This window comes from gamma proteobacterium symbiont of Axiagastus rosmarus, assembly GCF_059730925.1.
On record NZ_AP035925.1, the window covers coordinates 3519669 to 3535284 of the forward strand.

At 58.6% G+C, this 15616-nt stretch carries 15 protein-coding genes and 1 pseudogene; 7 read left to right on the forward strand and 9 right to left on the reverse strand.

Annotated features, from left to right (window positions below):
• Positions 1-206: 206 nt before the first annotated feature.
• Positions 207-1910: a bifunctional ornithine lipid synthase OlsF gene (gene olsF, locus AC6I8F_RS16685; RefSeq protein WP_021507668.1), complete on the reverse strand. Its 1704-nt coding sequence runs from the start codon at positions 1908-1910 to the stop codon at positions 207-209.
• Positions 1911-2137: 227 nt separating this feature from the next.
• Between olsF and AC6I8F_RS16690 the strand changes: the two genes are divergently transcribed.
• Entirely contained in the window at positions 2138-2806 is a 669-nt protein-coding gene (locus AC6I8F_RS16690) for a response regulator (RefSeq protein ID WP_325925163.1), read from the forward strand.
• A 44-nt stretch (positions 2807-2850) separates the two neighbouring features.
• Here the strand turns inward: AC6I8F_RS16690 and AC6I8F_RS16695 are convergent, their stop codons facing one another.
• From AC6I8F_RS16695 to lafU, 6 genes are all read right to left on the reverse strand, one after another.
• On the reverse strand, positions 2851-3555 hold the full coding sequence (locus AC6I8F_RS16695) for a proteasome-type protease (protein WP_031279727.1): 705 nt from the start codon (positions 3553-3555) through the stop codon (positions 2851-2853).
• A gap of 17 nt (positions 3556-3572) precedes the next feature.
• Positions 3573-4373: a transglutaminase family protein gene (locus AC6I8F_RS16700; RefSeq protein ID WP_058759558.1), complete on the reverse strand. Its 801-nt coding sequence runs from the start codon at positions 4371-4373 to the stop codon at positions 3573-3575.
• Entirely contained in the window at positions 4370-5299 is a 930-nt protein-coding gene (locus AC6I8F_RS16705) for an alpha-E domain-containing protein (RefSeq protein WP_498008745.1), read from the reverse strand. Before AC6I8F_RS16705 ends, AC6I8F_RS16700 begins: the two co-directional genes overlap by 4 nt.
• Positions 5293-6732 (reverse strand): circularly permuted type 2 ATP-grasp protein, encoded by a 1440-nt coding sequence (locus AC6I8F_RS16710; RefSeq protein ID WP_058770669.1) that lies wholly within the window; start codon positions 6730-6732, stop codon positions 5293-5295. Before AC6I8F_RS16710 ends, AC6I8F_RS16705 begins: the two co-directional genes overlap by 7 nt.
• A 125-nt stretch (positions 6733-6857) precedes the next feature.
• Positions 6858-7460: a hypothetical protein gene (locus AC6I8F_RS16715; protein ID WP_021507674.1), complete on the reverse strand. Its 603-nt coding sequence runs from the start codon at positions 7458-7460 to the stop codon at positions 6858-6860.
• A 257-nt stretch (positions 7461-7717) separates the two neighbouring features.
• Complete coding sequence (lafU, locus tag AC6I8F_RS16720) at positions 7718-8632, reverse strand: putative lateral flagellar export/assembly protein LafU (protein ID WP_088516086.1); 915 nt, start codon at positions 8630-8632, stop codon at positions 7718-7720.
• Here lafU and AC6I8F_RS16725 point away from each other — a divergent pair.
• Together AC6I8F_RS16725 and AC6I8F_RS16730 are read left to right on the forward strand one after the other, a co-directional pair.
• Positions 8604-10319, forward strand: a pseudogene (locus AC6I8F_RS16725) (flagellar biosynthesis protein FlhA); the annotation flags it as partial. The gene lafU and the pseudogene AC6I8F_RS16725 sit on opposite strands and share 29 nt — an antisense overlap.
• Positions 10320-10421: 102 nt before the next feature.
• Positions 10422-10904, forward strand: a complete 483-nt coding sequence (locus tag AC6I8F_RS16730) for a YlaC family protein (protein ID WP_021507677.1) — start codon at positions 10422-10424, stop codon at positions 10902-10904.
• A 162-nt stretch (positions 10905-11066) separates the two neighbouring features.
• Here the strand turns inward: AC6I8F_RS16730 and miaE are convergent, their stop codons facing one another.
• Together miaE and rraB are read right to left on the reverse strand one after the other, a co-directional pair.
• The gene (miaE, locus tag AC6I8F_RS16735; RefSeq protein ID WP_031279729.1) at positions 11067-11828 is read right to left on the reverse strand and encodes a tRNA isopentenyl-2-thiomethyl-A-37 hydroxylase MiaE; all 762 of its coding nucleotides are present in this window, start codon (positions 11826-11828) and stop codon (positions 11067-11069) included.
• Positions 11829-11884: 56 nt separating this feature from the next.
• Entirely contained in the window at positions 11885-12304 is a 420-nt protein-coding gene (gene rraB / locus AC6I8F_RS16740; protein ID WP_010615961.1) for a ribonuclease E inhibitor RraB, read from the reverse strand.
• Positions 12305-12466: 162 nt separating this feature from the next.
• On the opposite strand from rraB, the gene argF reads away from it, so the two are divergent.
• From argF to ridA, 4 genes are all read left to right on the forward strand, one after another.
• Positions 12467-13474, forward strand: coding sequence for an ornithine carbamoyltransferase (gene argF / locus AC6I8F_RS16745; protein WP_058774874.1), 1008 nt, complete (start codon positions 12467-12469; stop codon positions 13472-13474).
• Between the two features lie 241 nt (positions 13475-13715).
• A complete protein-coding gene (pyrB, locus tag AC6I8F_RS16750; protein ID WP_058770675.1) occupies positions 13716-14651 on the forward strand; it encodes an aspartate carbamoyltransferase in 936 nt (311 codons plus the stop codon).
• A gap of 11 nt (positions 14652-14662) precedes the next feature.
• Positions 14663-15127 carry an aspartate carbamoyltransferase regulatory subunit gene (gene pyrI, locus AC6I8F_RS16755; protein WP_010615964.1) on the forward strand — a complete coding sequence of 155 codons (465 nt, stop codon included), beginning with the start codon at positions 14663-14665 and terminating at the stop codon, positions 15125-15127.
• 78 nt (positions 15128-15205) lie between these two features.
• Positions 15206-15592, forward strand: a complete 387-nt coding sequence (gene ridA / locus AC6I8F_RS16760) for a 2-iminobutanoate/2-iminopropanoate deaminase (RefSeq protein WP_010615965.1) — start codon at positions 15206-15208, stop codon at positions 15590-15592.
• Positions 15593-15616: the final 24 nt, after the last annotated feature.

Below are 15616 nucleotides of genomic sequence, written 5' to 3' on the forward strand. Positions count from 1 at the left end.
TAATCTTCAGGCAGACTTAAACGCAAAAGCGCATCGCTTACAAGCGCAAATCATCCGCAGACAAAAGTTGGTAGTGTGGTTATCGGCAGTGGCGAGAAAATGTTCAGTGGGATAGTGGATTTATTGCGCACAGTTGACAGCACGCCGCGCGGAGATTCTCCGGCGGCGTGCTGTCAGGTGGCATTAACTGACGTCATCTGGCGCGTTCAGGTTAAATGCATGCCGATATAGCGTTCATAACGCGCGGGTTTTACGCGTGACAGATCGACCAGCACCAGGCCATCAATACAGTGATTGAAATCCGGATCGCTGCCGAAATCGATAAACTGCACGCCGCCCGGCTCGCACACTTCCGAATACTGTTTGTACAGCGTCGGAATCGCGGTACCGAGATTAGCCAGCAAATGCTTGAGACGCCGCAAATCGTCGGCGTAGTTATCGCCGGTGAACTGCGCCAGCACCTCCGGCAGCGACGCCGGATAAGGGCGGCGCGACTTCGCCAGCGGCAGATCGGTCGGAAAGTAGAGACGGTAAAACGCCACCAGCAGATCGCGTGCCGCCAGCGGCATGGTGCCGGAGATTGATACCGGGCCAAACAGGTAGCGCGTCTGCGGATAGCGCGCAATGTAAGCGCCGATGCCCATCCATAAATAATCCAGCCCGCGCTTGCCCCAGTAGGCCGGCTGAATGAAGCTGCGCCCCAGTTCCAGCCCCTGCTGAATAATCGGCAGCATGCGCTCGTCATAGTGGAACAGGCTGTCGCTGTAGATACCCTGCAGCCCGCGCCGCGCCAGCTGCTCGGCGCCGGGAATAAAGCGGTAGGCCCCGACAATCTCCAGCGCCTCGTCATCCCATAAAATCAGGTGATAGTAATCATCGTCATACTTGTCGAGATCGCGCCGCCTGCCGCTGCCCTCGCCCACCGCACGGAAGGCGATTTCGCGCAGCCGGCCCAGTTCACGCAGCAGCGGCACCCAGCTGGCCCCGTTGCGCCGCCACAAATAGATCTGTTTGCCGTCCGGCAGCGTCCCGAGCCGTTCACTCTCCAGCAACGCTTTTTTCAGCTCAGCGCGATCTTCCGGGCGGGCGATGGCGGCTTCAGTAAGAAACAGACCGCGCCGTCCCTGACCGATGCGGTACAGGTGCTTGCGCAGCCGCTTCGCCAGCTCTTTGCCCGGCGTATGGCCATCGTGCCAGTTGGCGAAGGGAATCTGTTCGCCGATATGCAGTTTGATGCGCGTGCCGCGCTGGCGGAACATTTCGCGCACCAGCATCAGTAGCGCCAGCGGTGCCGCCACCTTTGCCGCGGCGTAAAACGCCAGGCTGTTACGTCCCACTACGTGCACCGGCACCAGCGGCGCACGGGCGCGGGCGGCGAGGCGCAGAAAACTGTGGTGCCAGTGGCGATCGCGCACGCCGCGGCTCGACAGGCGCGAGACTTCACCGGCCGGGAAGATAATTAGCGCGCCCTGGTTGTCGAGATGCTGCTGCATGCGCGTCAGCTGCTCGCGGCTGGTGCGGTTGCCCATGTTATCCACCGGCAGCATCAGGTTGTTGATGGGCTCCAGCATCATCAGCATGCGGTTGGCAACGATTTTCACGTCGCGCCGCACCTGCGATACCGCCGCCAGCAGCGCCAGGCCGTCCAGCGCGCCAAGCGGATGGTTGGCGACGATCACTACCGGCCCGTGCGTCGGGATCTGTTCAAGGTCGCGTTCGCTGAGCTCACAGCGCACATCCAGGTGTTCCAGCACCTGCTCCACCATATCCACCCCTTTCAGATGCGGATAGCGCTGGGCAAAGTCCTGAAACTCCTGTTCACGCACCGCCCACTTCAGCAGGCTTTTCTGCCAGTGCGCCGGCTGCTGGCCTGGCCAGTAAGTATTGAGAAGCTGATCAACGGAAAACATGGTGCACCTTTTTATACGCAGCGGTTTATTCCCCTGACGTTAAAACGGCTTGTTTTCAGATTTATGACCACGGCAGATGCGGACAGGAAAAAGTATCGGCGCGCTTTGTGCTGGCGCATAAAAAAGTCAAATTTACCTTAAATGAGAATTTTCCAGACAGGACTTAAATCTTATTCTTAAGACCCGTGAATTAATCTGGTCACACCTCTGCTAATGAATTTTCATCGGTGTTTATTCCTTGCATTCTTTTTTTTGTTTATTTTTGGACTACACATATGATTCATTCGGTATTTATAGTTGATGACCACCCATTAATCTGTGCGGGTATTCAGGCACTGCTGCACGCTTATGACTATTCGGTTGCAGGCATTGCCAACAAAGGCGATTTATTGATTAGCGAATTACATCATGCGCAGCCAGACGTGGTGCTGCTGGACCTGACCATGCCCGGCCGCGCGGGCATTCCGCTGATTGCCGACATTAAACGTATTTTGCCGCAGCAAAAAATCATTGTTTTTACCGCCTCAGAAAGCCTTTTTTATCAACGCTGTTGCCTGCAGTTAGGGGTAGAAGGCTATGTGTGTAAACGCGGCGATTTGGAAACTTTATTGACAGCAATAAAAGAAGTCGAGCGCGGAAAACGTTTTTATCCGGTCACGCACAGTGCGGCGGATGCCGCCGAGCTGATTGAAAGCGAGAAATTGATGAGTTTAACGCGCCGCGAATTGATTGTGCTGGTGAAACTGGCCTCCGGGATGAGTAATAAAGAGATCGCCTCACAATTACAGCTGAGCAGTAAAACCATCAGCACTTATAAAATTAAAATTCTGCGTAAGCTCGGCCTGAAAGGGATTAGCGGAATTAATACGGCGGCGCGCGCCAATGAGCTGGTGTGAGTCAAACCCGGCCCGGTCCGCCAGCGTGACGACCGGGCAGCAGGTCAGAGCTTGAGCGGCGGCAGCTGAGAGAACACGCTCAGCAACCCTTTACTCCACAGCTGGCGGATCTGGGAAAAGTAGGGATGCTGTTCGGTGATGTGGTACTGCTCGCTGTCGCTAAAGCTGTCGCTGTGGTAAACCATCGCGTCGAGCGGCAGGCCGACGGAGATGTTACTCGCCAGCGTCGAATCCATGGAGATCAGCGCACACTGCATCGCCTGGCTGAGCGAGGTCTCATAGCGCAGCACGCGATCAATTATTGGCTTACCGTATTTACTCTCACCAATCTGGAAGTACGGCGTGTCGACGCTGGCTTCGATAAAGTTGCCCTGCGGATAGATCTGGAACAGCCGCGGCTCTTCGCCGCGAATCTGCCCGCCCAGCAGCAGCGTGCCGCCAAACTCCTCGCCGTCGCGCGCAATCACTTCACGCAGCGTTGCGCCCACCAGCAACGCAATGTCGTACAGCGAACGCCCGTTAAGCAGATTGGGTTGTTCGCTGTCGTTACAGTTGCGCCGCAGCAGGCTCATCACGCTCTGCGTCGTCGCCAGATTGCCGGCGCTTTGCAGCACCAGCGTGCGCTCATCATCCACCTGAAACACATGCAGTTTGCGAAACGAGGAGATATGATCCACGCCCGCATTGGTGCGTGAATCCGAGACAAAAATCATCCCGGCCGATAAACGCATTGCCACACAATAAGTCATAGTTACGCCTGTTCCGATTACTGCTGCCCGTGCACCTGTTGCACCGCAGCCACCGCCAGCATATCTTCACCGCCGCCGCCCAGACGAATGCCGCGCACCGGACAGGCATCGAGATAGTCGACGCCCACCGCCAGCCGCAAATGCTGCCGCGTACTGCGCGTGTTATTGGTGATATCAAAGCTGTGCCAACTGCCATCCAGCCAGGCTTCAACCCAGGCGTGGGTAGCAACGTGTTCAACGTTGTCAGTATACAGATAGCCACTGACGTAGCGCGCCGGGATCCCCAGGCTGCGACAGCAGGCGAGAAACACGTGGCTGTGATCCTGGCAAACGCCGCTGCCGGCAGCAAACACTTTCGCCGCGCTGTCGCTCACCTGCGTGCTGCCGGGCTGGTACGGCATTTTCAGCAGCAGCTCGTCCATCAGTTTTTCCAGGCTGGCGAGCGGTTTTTCCGCCTGCCAGTAGCGCCGGGCGAAGTCGCGGATTGCCCCGTCCGGCTGGGTCAGCGGCGTAGCGCGCAGAAAAACCAGCGGCGACAGCGTCGACTGCGGATCCGGCGCCAGCTCGCTGGCATCCAGAATCTCGACCACGCCGCGCGCGGCAATCTCCAGCAGCTGATGCGGCCTGTCCAGCGTCAGCACGTGCAGCACGTTGCCGTAAGCATCCAGCGTGCGCGTCGCCTCACACGGCAGATCGAGCTGCCACGACAGCACCTGCTGGTGCACCGAATTCTGCGGCGTCAGGCGCAGATACTGGGTGCTGAGTTTTACCTGCTGCTCATAGGCGTACCAGGTTTTGTGCTCAATGTTCAGTCTCATTTCGCCTCCAGATAGGTGTGATTGATGCTCTCCGCCAGCGCGTTGATGCGGCTGAGAAAATGGTCCAGCCACGACTGCAGGCCGTCGCGCGTCAGGCTTTCCCAGGTGCTGAAGCGCATCTCCGCCAGCAGGACCGTACTGAGATAGCGCGGACGATCCTCGCCGCTGCTGCCAATCTGCTCCAGCTGGCTGGCGATCTCCTCAATGCAGGAGTGCAGCGAGCGCGGACTTTCGCTGCGCAGGATCAGCATTTCGTTGACCAGCGGCGGCATCAGCTGCTGCTTAAAGATGGCGTTGTAGGCCTCGCGCGCCGACACCGCGCGCAGCAGGCTGTCGAGGCAGTAATATTCCCGTACCGTGTCGGGATGCTGCTCCAGCAGCTGCTGGTTAACGCTCAGCAGCCGCGCGGTGCCGTCGCTGCGCTCCATCAGCGTGCCAAGCCGGATAAAACGCAGCGCATCGCCGCGCAGCAGCGTGCCGGACATCGCGCCGCGAAACAGATGCGAACGCTCTTTCACCCAGTCGAAGAAGCTGTCGGCACCGGCCGGCGAGATGCCGCGGCGGCGCGTGTTGCGCATCTCAATCCACGTCGAGTTAATGCTTTCCCACACTTCGGATGAGAGGCTGCCGCGCACCGCGTGCGCGTTGTTCCACGCCGCCTGCCAGCAGCTAAATATACTGCTCGGGTTACGCTCATCCAGCGCGAAGAAGTTGAACAGCTGCGGCATGGTGCAGCGCCCGTTGAGGGTTTCAAACAGCTGACGCGTGCCGGTCAGGTTGAGCGGCAACAGCAGTTCGTCGCCCTGGCGATTGCGCACCGGCATCAGCGACAGGCGATGGGTCACATCCAGCACCCGGGCAAGTTGTTCTGCGCGCTCCAGATAGCGCGCCATCCAGTAAAGGCCACTGGCCGTCCGGCTTAGCATGATGTGTCATCCTCCAGCACCCACGTGTCCTTGGTGCCGCCGCCCTGCGACGAGTTCACCACCAGCGAGCCTTCGGTCAGCGCCACGCGCGTCAGGCCGCCCGGCACCAGCCGGATATCCGCGCCGTACAGCGCAAAAGGCCGCAGATCGATATGGCGCGGCGCCAGACCGTTGTCGATAAAGGTCGGGCAGGTGGAGAGCGACAGCGTATCCTGCGCGATGTAATTGTCCGGCCGCGCCAGCAGCCGCTCGCGGAACTCGCTCAGCTGCTGCTGGCTGGCGACCGGGCCAATCAACATGCCGTAACCGCCGGCACCGTGCACCTCTTTCACCACCATCTGCGCCAGATTGGCCAGCACGTAGCTTAGATCCTGCGGCTTGCGGCACTGCCAGGTGGGCACATTGTTGAGGATCGGATCTTCATCAAGGTAGTAGCGGATCATCTCCGGCACGTACGGATAGATCGACTTGTCATCGGCGACGCCGGTGCCGATCGCATTCGCCAGCACCACATTGCCGGATCGGTATACCGACAATAATCCCGGCACGCCGAGCATCGAATCCGGCCGGAAGGCGAGCGGATCGAGAAAGGCGTCATCCACGCGGCGATAGATCACATCCACTTTGCACGGCCCGGCGGTGGTACGCATCAGCACCGCGCCGTCTTTGACGAACAGATCGGCGCTCTCCACCAGCTCCACGCCCATCTGCTGAGCGAGAAAGCTGTGTTCGAAGTAGGCGCTGTTGAAACGTCCCGGCGTCAGCACCACCACCACCGGATCGTTAACCGGCGAGCTTTCGCGCAGCGTCTGCAGCAGGTGCGAGGGATAGCGCTCCACCGGCGCGATATGCTGCGCGGCAAACAGCTCCGGATAGAGGCGCATCATCATTTTGCGGTTTTCCAGCATGTAGGAGACGCCGGACGGCGTGCGCAGATTATCCTCCAGCACGTAATAGTCGCCGTCGCTGTTGCGTACCATATCGACACCGGTAATGTGCGCGTAGATCTGGCGATGCAGATCGACATCCTGCATACAGGGCTGATACTGATCGTTAACCAGCACCTGCTCGGCCGGCACGATGCCGGCTTTGAGAATATATTGCTGATGGTAGATATCGTGCAGGAAGGCGTTGAGCGCCTGAACGCGCTGGCGAATACCGCGTTCCAGCATCGCCCACTCGCTGGCAGGAATGATGCGCGGCACGCTGTCGAACGGAATCAGCCGCTCGGCACCGCCATCGTCACCGTAGACGTTAAAGGTGATGCCAACGCGATGAAACAGCAGTTCTGCCTCTTCACGTTTGCGCGCCACCGCCTCTTTGTCCGCCTGTTGTAACCATTCCCAGTAATGCTGATAGTGAGCGCGGTGCTGACCGTCGCTCTGCAACATCTCATCGTAGAAGGTTGATGCTATCTGGTCGCGTGCTTTCATGATTTACCCGGCGCTTGTCAGAGGACCTGACTTCTCTCCTGCACAAAGTGTGCCAGAGGCCCGCCGCCGCAACGGCACGCGCGCCCCAAAAGCGGAGCCGCGCCGGATAATCGTTGCCTTGCACCTTACTGGTGCATCAGCTGCTGCGCCACTGGCAGCCAGATTTCGGTCATTGCTCCTTCGCCGCCGGTGAACGGGTCGCGATCCGGCAGCGGCACACGCTGGATCTGCTCTTTCGACGCGCGCAGCCGGGAGGGTTCGTCGCGCACGGTTTCCGGTGACATTCCTTCAGGATAGGCGCCAACGGTGAAAAAGTCGTCGGAAGCAAACACCTGTTTATGGCCCACGCCGGCCGGGATCAGCACCGCATCCCCCTCACGCAGCGTCACCATGCGGCCGCTGTCGCCGCCAAACAGCACCTCCGCCCAGCCCGCGCCGACGCCCAGTACCTCATGGGTATTGGGATGATAGTGGGTGTAAGGAAAAATCGGCGCGCGCCACGCCGCAGGCCAGCCGCTGGCGCTAAAGGTTTTTTCAAACCAGGCCGCGCTGTCCTCCTCCTCTTCCGGCACCACGCACGGCCAGATGATCAGCGGCAGCGGATTATTGGGTACACCGCCGGACGGCAGCGATAACATTAAATGCTGCGGGTTACCTGACGATCCCGCGGAAAAGGTACCGGCGGCGAAAGACATCAGTAACAGCAGACTGGAAGATTGGGCAGACATACTCTTTCTCCGGATAGCCACATTGCCTAATTGTGGCAAAGCCACCGGGCATTGCAATGTGCGCACACCGGCAAAATTCACATAAAAGAATGATTTAGCTTACTAAAGCCAAATTACTTATTAACATATTTAACATTTCGTGGCATGCCATGGCGCGCCTCGTTTACCCGGCGTCTGCCGCAGCAAAAAACAGGCAAAAAAAACCGGTGGATTTCGCCACCGGTAGAATCAACAGTTGATTCAAAGGCACTGACAGGTTATCGCAGGCGGTCAGCGATGGGTTTCACCACGTTCTCCCCTTCGCGACCATAAAACTGAAACAGCGTCTCGGCTGCCGCCTCAGTGAGCACCATGATTTCAATGCGGCGGTTACGTGCGCTGAGCGGATCGGCTTTGTCCAGCGGCATACGGGACGACATGGCATTCACCTGCAGCACGCGCGTGCTTTCCAGCCCGCCGCGCTCCAGCGCACGCCGCGCCGCCAGCGCACGGTCACCGGAGAGATTCCAGTTGTTGTACGCCGCGTTGCCGCTGTACTGCGCGGCGTCGGTGTGGCCGCTGATCATGATTTTGTTATCGATACGGTTAAACACCGGACCGAGTTCGGTCAGCAGGCGCTGATAAAACGGCGTCAGCACCGCGCTGCCGCGCGGAAACATCATGCGATCCTGGTCATCCTGAATCAGGATACGCAGCCCCTGCGGCAGGGTTTCCAGCGTCAGCAGGTTCTGGGCGTGATAGCTGTTAATGATGCTCTGGATCTGCTGACGCAACTGCGCCAGCTCGGCATCGGAGCGCGACAGCACGCTGTCCAGATCTTCCTTAGGCTGATTGGCGTTGTTGTCGCTGTTTTCCGCGCTGGTGTCACTGACGGTGGCGCCCTCGGTCGGCGGCGCAATCGCCAGCGTTTCACCAATGATGGCGGAGCCGCGTCCGGTTTCGACATCGAACGGATTAAAGCCGGAACCGTTAAACACCGAGGTGCCGTTGAGCTGCGCGACAATCTCCTTACGCTCGTCTTCGGTGACGGCGCCCATGATCCACAGCACCATAAACAGCGCCATCATCGCCAGCGTGAAGTCGGCAAAGGCCACCTTCCATGCGCCGCCGTGAGCCCCGTGATGCGCTTTCCTGCTGCCGCGTTTAATGATCAACTTTGTGGTGGTGACCAAAGGGGCCGAGCGTATTTCTGAGGTGTCGGCGCGCTTTACCCTCGACGCGCTGCCGGGCAAACAGATGGCGATCGACGCCGATCTCAACGCCGGGCTGATCAATCAGGAACAGGCGCGCGTGCGGCGTCAGGATGTGGCCAACGAGGCGGACTTCTACGGCGCGATGGACGGCGCCTCCAAGTTTGTGCGCGGTGACGCCGTCGCCGGCATCATGATCCTGCTGATCAACGTACTGGGCGGCATCCTGATCGGCGTATTCAAACACGGTTTACCGGCCGGCCAGGCGTTCGAACAGTATGTGCTGCTGACCATCGGTGACGGTCTGGTGGCGCAGATCCCGTCGCTGCTGCTGTCGACGGCGGCGGCGATCATCGTGACGCGCATCAGCGACGGCGCTGACATGGGCGAGGACGTGAAGTCGCAGCTGCTGGCGAAACCGGCCACGCTGTATACCGCCGCGGGCGTGATGTTTGTGCTGGCGATTGTGCCCGGCATGCCGCACATGGTGTTCCTCGCCTTCACCGCCCTGCTGCTGTTCGCCGCGTGGCGCCAGAGCCGCGTGGTGCAGAAGCCGACGCAAAGCCATGTCGACATGGAAGCGATCAATCAGGCGCTGGCGCAGCCGGACGAACAGCCGACCATCAGCTGGGACAATATTCCGCTGGTCGAGCCCATCGGCCTTAACCTGGGCTACAAGCTGGTCACGCTGGTGGACAAAGGCAAAGGCGCGCCGCTGACCTAGCGTATGCGCGGCGTGCGCCAGGTGGTGTCGGAAACCAGCGGCGTGCTGCTGCCGGAGATCGCCCTGCGTGAAGATTTTCACTTAAAGCCGTCGCAGTACGCCATCAAGATCAACGGCGTTCGTACCGCGGTAGGCGAAGTGCATGCCGACCGCCTGATGGCTCTGCCGACGCCGGATCAGTACGGCGAGATCGACGGCCTGCTGGATACCGATCCCGCGTACGGTATGGCGGTGACCTGGATCCTGCCGGAGCAGAAAGCCAAAGCGCTGAATCTGGGTTATCAGGTTGTCGACTGCGCCAGCGTGGTGGCCACGCACGTCAACAAAGTGGTGCGCGAAAACCTGCCGGAGCTGTTCAACTACGATGATATTACTCAGCTGCATCAGCGGCTGGCGAGCGTGGCGCCGAAGCTGTCAGAGGATCTCAACGCCGCGGTGAACTACAGTCTGCAGCTCAAGGTGTATCGTCTGCTGCTCAACGATCAGGTATCGCTCAAGGACATCACCACCATTGCCACCACGCTGCTGGAGAGCGTGGCGATCACTAAAGATCCGATCCTGCTGACCTCCGATGTGCGCTACGCGCTGCGCCGCGCCATGGTGGCGGCGATTGCGCCGGACAACAAACCGTTGTCGGCCTATACGCTGGATAACAGCCTGGAAAACCTGCTGCTGGCTGCGCTCAATCAGGCGCAGCAGGGCGGCAAAGTGGCGCTGGACAGTTTCCCGGTCGATCCCAACATTCTCACCCAGCTGCAGAGCACGCTGCCGGTGATGATGGAGCAGCTGAAAGCGCAGAACCTGACGCAGGTGCTGCTGGTGACGCCGCAGCTGCGGCCGCTGATTGCGCGCTATGCCCGGCTGTTCGCCAGCGGGCTGAATGTGCTGTCATATAACGAGGTGCCGGACGATGCCAATCTGCAGATTGTCGGGCAGGTAAGCTGATGCGTTACGGAAAACTGTTATAAAAAAACACCGCTGATCTGTCTCTGCCGCCCTTCACTGTTATGTGGTTTACTGGCAGGCAGTGATATTCAGAGGTGAATAATGGACGCGATTAAACAAATTCTGATCGATGAAATCGACACGCTCAACCGCGAAGAGCGGCGCGATAATCTGCCGCGTTTTAGCTTTAACTTCCTGAAAACCCATCCGGGGCTGTGGGGCGTGATGTACCTGTGCTACGGCCTGTGCGTGGCGCTGATTTTCTCGACTGAGATGCTCGGCTGGCCGGCCTTCTGGTTCGCCACAGTGTTCGTGCTGGTGATGAGTTTTCTGATGCTGCTCGACATCAACCCGAAATACCGCTTCGAGGACATCGATACGCTGGATCTGCGCGTGTGCTACAACGGCGAGTGGTATTACGTGCAGCCGGTCTCACAGCAGGCGCTGGACAAGATTCTGGAGAATCCGGGCACGCCCGAGCGCGTGCGCAGCGGCATCGATCGCCTGATGCAGCAGAAAGGAGAAGTGGATTTTTATGATGTCTACTACCTGACCTGGGGCCATCAGCGCGCCGCGAAGATCTGATCGGGCAGATTCATTCCTGCTTCCATGGTATTTATAAGTCTTTAATGACTCACTGCTTAATTACTACCCCCAGCGTCTTTACACAGAAGTTATGCAAAGATAAGGCGGTTAGTAAGACAACGCCTGAAGGCTGGGTCAGGAAGTTTCGCCGCGCGCACCAAATCAAAACGCCGGCACGCCGCTGTGAAAGCGCAGCTCAGTGTCCGGTTCGCTGATCAAGCGCGCTTCCGCTGCCCCGATCGCCCGCACGCGCGGCGCGATATCCTTCGGTGAAATCTGTGCCGCCAGCGTCAGGTAATCCTGATAGTGGCGCGCTTCGGAACGCAGCAGTGAGATGTAAAACTTCTCCAGCTGCGCATCCAGGTACGGCGCCAGGCTGGCGAAGCGCTCGCAGGAACGCGCTTCGATATACGCCCCGCAAATCAGTTTATCCACCAGCGTATCCGGTTCATGGGTAGTCACTTCACGCAGCAGCCCTTTGGCGTAGCGGCTGGCGGTGATCTTGCGATAGGGCAAACCGCGCGCCTGCATGATTTCCCACACCTGATAAAAATGGTGCAGCTCCTCTTTGATCAGCAGCACCATCTTTTCCACCATCTCATCAGCCCACGGCAGTTCATTACGCACAATGATGCTTTTGCTGAGATTCTTGTGGGCATTGATAAAATCGCTGTCGTGATTCTCGCCGAAAATAAAATCTTCGTACGGCTGCAGCCACGCCAGAATCGCGTCACCACTGGGTTTATCCGCGACGTATTTGCGGATCAGCCACACTGCGGTCTGCGCCGCTTTCAACTCGCATACCATGTGATCGGTAAGCAGCAGCGTAAGATTTTCCGGCTTGCGCGCTTCATCAATCCACGCCTGCGGCGTGCGGCACTGTAAAAACTGGTGAATGGGGTCTAATAGCGAAGCGTAATTCATCGGAAGTTCTTTGCTGGCAGGAAAATTACCGGGCGGCATATGCCGCCCGTCAGGGCTTAGTGACGTACACCGTCATCGTCTTCGTCGTCGATCTCTTCGCCGTCGTCTTCATCTTCGGCATCCGGATCTTCAAAGTAGGTGCCCCAGCCGTCGTAATCGACGTTGTATTTCCCGACCAGATTCACCAGCTGCTCGACCTGCGCGTCAATCAGCTCCGGCTTCAGCGCCGATTCGCTCAGGATGTCGACGCACATCACGGTGCTACCGTCTTCCAGCTCCAGCTCTTCCGGCTCGGTGACTTCATAGCCCAGCTTGAACGCGTCAACCGCGGCCTTCTCCAGCGAGTCGAAGTTGTTGCAGGAGAGATGATGCTCGATGGTGTAAAGCGCATCCGGATCGCTGCCGTCTTCCAGCAACTCTTCAATGATCAGGCGCGTCTCTTCGCGCTGTTCTTCCAGCAATGCTTCGTATGCCATGGGCGTGTCCTCAAAATAGTGGCAGTGAATGCAATTATTTTCCCACACTGCCTCGCGCGCCACTACACAAAACAGAAAGTTTCTTAGCGCTGGGGTTGAAAATGCATATTCATACGGTTAGATTGAATTTTAATTCATTATTGATGTAATGCGGAGCGCAGTATGAGTCAGCTGTATTCGAGACATTTCCTGAGATTGCTGGACTTCACCCCAGCCGAAATCACCGGTCTGTTATCACTCGCCAGTGAATTAAAACAGGCAAAGAAAAACGCCAGCGAAACCCAGTACCTGAAAGGCAAAAACATCGCGCTCATCTTCGAAAAAGACTCGACCCGTACCCGATGCTCTTTCGAAGTTGCCGCCTACGATCAGGGCGCTAACGTCACCTATCTCGGCCCGAGCGGCAGCCAGATCGGCCATAAAGAGTCGATGAAAGACACCGCGCGCGTACTGGGACGCATGTATGACGGCATTCAGTATCGCGGCTACGGTCAGGCGCTGGTAGAGACGCTGGCCGAACATGCCGGCGTGCCGGTGTGGAACGGCCTGACCACCGAGTTCCATCCGACGCAGCTGCTGGCTGACCTGCTGACTATGCAGGAGCATCTGCCGGGCAAAGCGCTGAGCGAGATGACGCTGGTGTACGTCGGCGATGCGCGCAACAACATGGGCAACAGCATGCTGGAAGCGGCGGCGCTGGTGGGGCTGGATCTGCGGCTGGTGGCACCGAAAGGCTGCTGGCCAGAAGAGGAGCTGGTGGCGCAGTGCCGCGCGGCAGCGCAGCACACCGGCGGCAAAATCACCCTGACAGAAGAGATTGCCGAAGGCGTGCAGGGTGCTGATTTCATCTATACCGACGTCTGGGTATCGATGGGCGAAGCGAAATCGGTGTGGGAAGAACGTATCGCCCTGCTGCGTCCCTATCAGGTGAACAGCGCGATGCTGGCGCTGACCGGCAATCCGCAGGTGAAATTCCTGCACTGCCTGCCCGCGTTTCATGATGACCAAACCACGCTCGGACGGCAGATGGCCGAACAGTATGGTCTGCACGACGGCATGGAAGTCAGCAACGAGGTGTTTGAATCTGACCATAGCGTGGTGTTTGACCAGGCGGAAAACCGCATGCACACCATCAAAGCGGTGATGGTGGCGACGCTGAGCCAGCGCTAAGCCTGCACAGCGCAAACGTTTACCTCGCGCGTGATTTCTGCTTGATGCGGCTCAGTGAATGCGTATAATGCGCCACAATTTGCCGGAGGAAACATGCAACAGCGCAGCGCACAATTTGCCGCTCCCGTACGCCTGAATGCAGGCGGCGCACCTGTTTCTTTCCGTCATTCATCGATCGCCAGAAAGCCCCTGTAAAGGGGCTTTTTTTTGTCCGCAATCCGGCAGCGCAGAGGAGAGAGCTATGGCCAACCCGCTATATCGCAAGCACATTATTTCCATCAACGACCTCAACCGCGATGAGCTGGAGCTGGTGCTGCATACCGCCGCCCAGCTGAAAGCCCATCCGCAGCCGGAGCTGCTGAAACACAACGTTATCGCCAGCTGCTTCTTTGAGGCTTCAACGCGCACTCGTTTGTCGTTTGAAACCGCGATGCACCGGCTGGGCGCCTCGGTGGTGGGATTTGCCGACGGCAGCAACACTTCGCTGGGCAAGAAAGGGGAAACCCTCGCCGATACTATCTCGGTGATTGGCACCTATGTGGATGCCATCGTGATGCGCCATCCGCAGGAAGGGGCGGCGCGGCTGGCCACGGAGTTCTCGGGCGGCGTGCCGATCCTTAACGCCGGTGACGGCGCCAACCAGCACCCGACGCAGACGCTACTCGATCTGTTCACCATCCGGGAAACCCAGAGCCGCCTCGATAACCTCAACGTGGCGATGGTTGGCGACCTGAAATATGGCCGCACCGTGCATTCGCTGACCCAGGCGCTGGCGAAGTTCAGCGGCAACCGCTTCTACTTCATCGCACCGGATGCGCTGGCGATGCCGTCCTACATCACCGATATGCTGGATGAACAGAACATTGCCTGGTCGCGCCACGACAGCATCGAAGAAGTGATGCCGGAGCTGGATATTCTCTACATGACGCGCGTACAGAAAGAGCGTCTCGATCCCTCAGAGTATGCCAACGTGAAAGCGCAGTTCATCCTGCGGGCGGCCGACCTGGCCGGTGCGCGCGATAACATGAAGGTGCTGCATCCGCTGCCGCGCATTGATGAGATCACCACCGATGTCGACAGCACGCCGCACGCCTGGTATTTCCAGCAGGCCGGCAACGGCATCTATGCCCGCCAGGCCCTGCTGGCGCTGGTACTGAATAGCGAACTGGCACTGTAAGGAGCAGAACGATGACCCACGATAACAAACTGCAGGTTGAAGCCATCAAACGCGGCACGGTGATCGACCATATTCCGGCGCAGGTCGGCTTTAAGCTACTGTCACTGTTCCGCCTCACCGAAACCGATCAGCGCATCACCATCGGCCTTAATCTGCCGTCGGGCGAGATGGGGCGTAAGGACCTGATCAAAATCGAAAATACTTTTCTGACCGATGATCAGATCAATCAGCTGGCGGTGTACGCGCCGCACGCCACGGTGAATCGCATTGATGAGTATGAAGTGGTGGCGAAGATCGCACCGACGCTGCCGGAACGCATCGAGCGCGTGCTGACCTGCCCCAACGGCAACTGCATCAGCCGCAGCGAGCCGGTGTTCTCCAGCTTTGCGGTGAAACAGCGCGACGACGATGTGCACCTGAAGTGTAAATACTGCGAGAAAGAGTTCGCGCGCCACGTGGTGCTCGGTCACTGGTAATCGCCCGTTTCCTCCCTATAATGGGGCGAACATTTTCGCGGCGGGCAAGGGTTCGCCGCGCATGCCTAAGGAGAAACAATGTCTCGCGAAATCAGTACTGAAAAAGCCCCGGCAGCGATTGGCCCGTACGTCCAGGGCGTGGATCTCGGCAGCATGATCATCACCTCCGGCCAGATCCCGGTCGATCCGGCCACCGGTGCGGTTCCGGACGATATCGCCGCGCAGGCGCGTCAGTCGCTGGAGAATGTGAAGGCGATTGTGCTGGCCGCTGGCCTGCAGGTGGGCGACATTGTGAAGACCACCGTGTTCGTCAAAGACCTGAACGATTTCGCCACGGTCAACGCCACCTATGAAGCGTTTTTCACCGAGCATCAGGCCAGCTTCCCGGCGCGCTCCTGCGTGGAAGTGGCGCGTCTGCCGAAAGACGTGAAGATTGAGATCGAAGCCATCGCGGTACGTCGCTGATTTAGCTGTCATCAATCACACAGC

Excerpts from the sequence above, each read along its gene's own strand:
- AC6I8F_RS16715 (WP_021507674.1), bottom strand. The coding sequence starts at position 7,460 with ATGTCTGCCCAATCTTCCAGTCTGCTGTTACTGATGTCTTTCGCCGCC.
- AC6I8F_RS16695 (WP_031279727.1), bottom strand. The coding sequence starts at position 3,555 with ATGACTTATTGTGTGGCAATGCGTTTATCGGCCGGGATGATTTTTGTC.
- pyrB (WP_058770675.1), top strand. The coding sequence starts at position 13,716 with ATGGCCAACCCGCTATATCGCAAGCACATTATTTCCATCAACGACCTC.
- pyrI (WP_010615964.1), top strand. The coding sequence starts at position 14,663 with ATGACCCACGATAACAAACTGCAGGTTGAAGCCATCAAACGCGGCACG.
- AC6I8F_RS16710 (WP_058770669.1), bottom strand. The coding sequence starts at position 6,732 with ATGAAAGCACGCGACCAGATAGCATCAACCTTCTACGATGAGATGTTG.
- rraB (WP_010615961.1), bottom strand. The coding sequence starts at position 12,304 with ATGGCATACGAAGCATTGCTGGAAGAACAGCGCGAAGAGACGCGCCTG.
- argF (WP_058774874.1), top strand. The coding sequence starts at position 12,467 with ATGAGTCAGCTGTATTCGAGACATTTCCTGAGATTGCTGGACTTCACC.
- AC6I8F_RS16705 (WP_498008745.1), bottom strand. The coding sequence starts at position 5,299 with ATGCTAAGCCGGACGGCCAGTGGCCTTTACTGGATGGCGCGCTATCTG.
- AC6I8F_RS16700 (WP_058759558.1), bottom strand. The coding sequence starts at position 4,373 with ATGAGACTGAACATTGAGCACAAAACCTGGTACGCCTATGAGCAGCAG.
- AC6I8F_RS16730 (WP_021507677.1), top strand. The coding sequence starts at position 10,422 with ATGGACGCGATTAAACAAATTCTGATCGATGAAATCGACACGCTCAAC.
- miaE (WP_031279729.1), bottom strand. The coding sequence starts at position 11,828 with ATGAATTACGCTTCGCTATTAGACCCCATTCACCAGTTTTTACAGTGC.
- ridA (WP_010615965.1), top strand. The coding sequence starts at position 15,206 with ATGTCTCGCGAAATCAGTACTGAAAAAGCCCCGGCAGCGATTGGCCCG.
- olsF (WP_021507668.1), bottom strand. The coding sequence starts at position 1,910 with ATGTTTTCCGTTGATCAGCTTCTCAATACTTACTGGCCAGGCCAGCAG.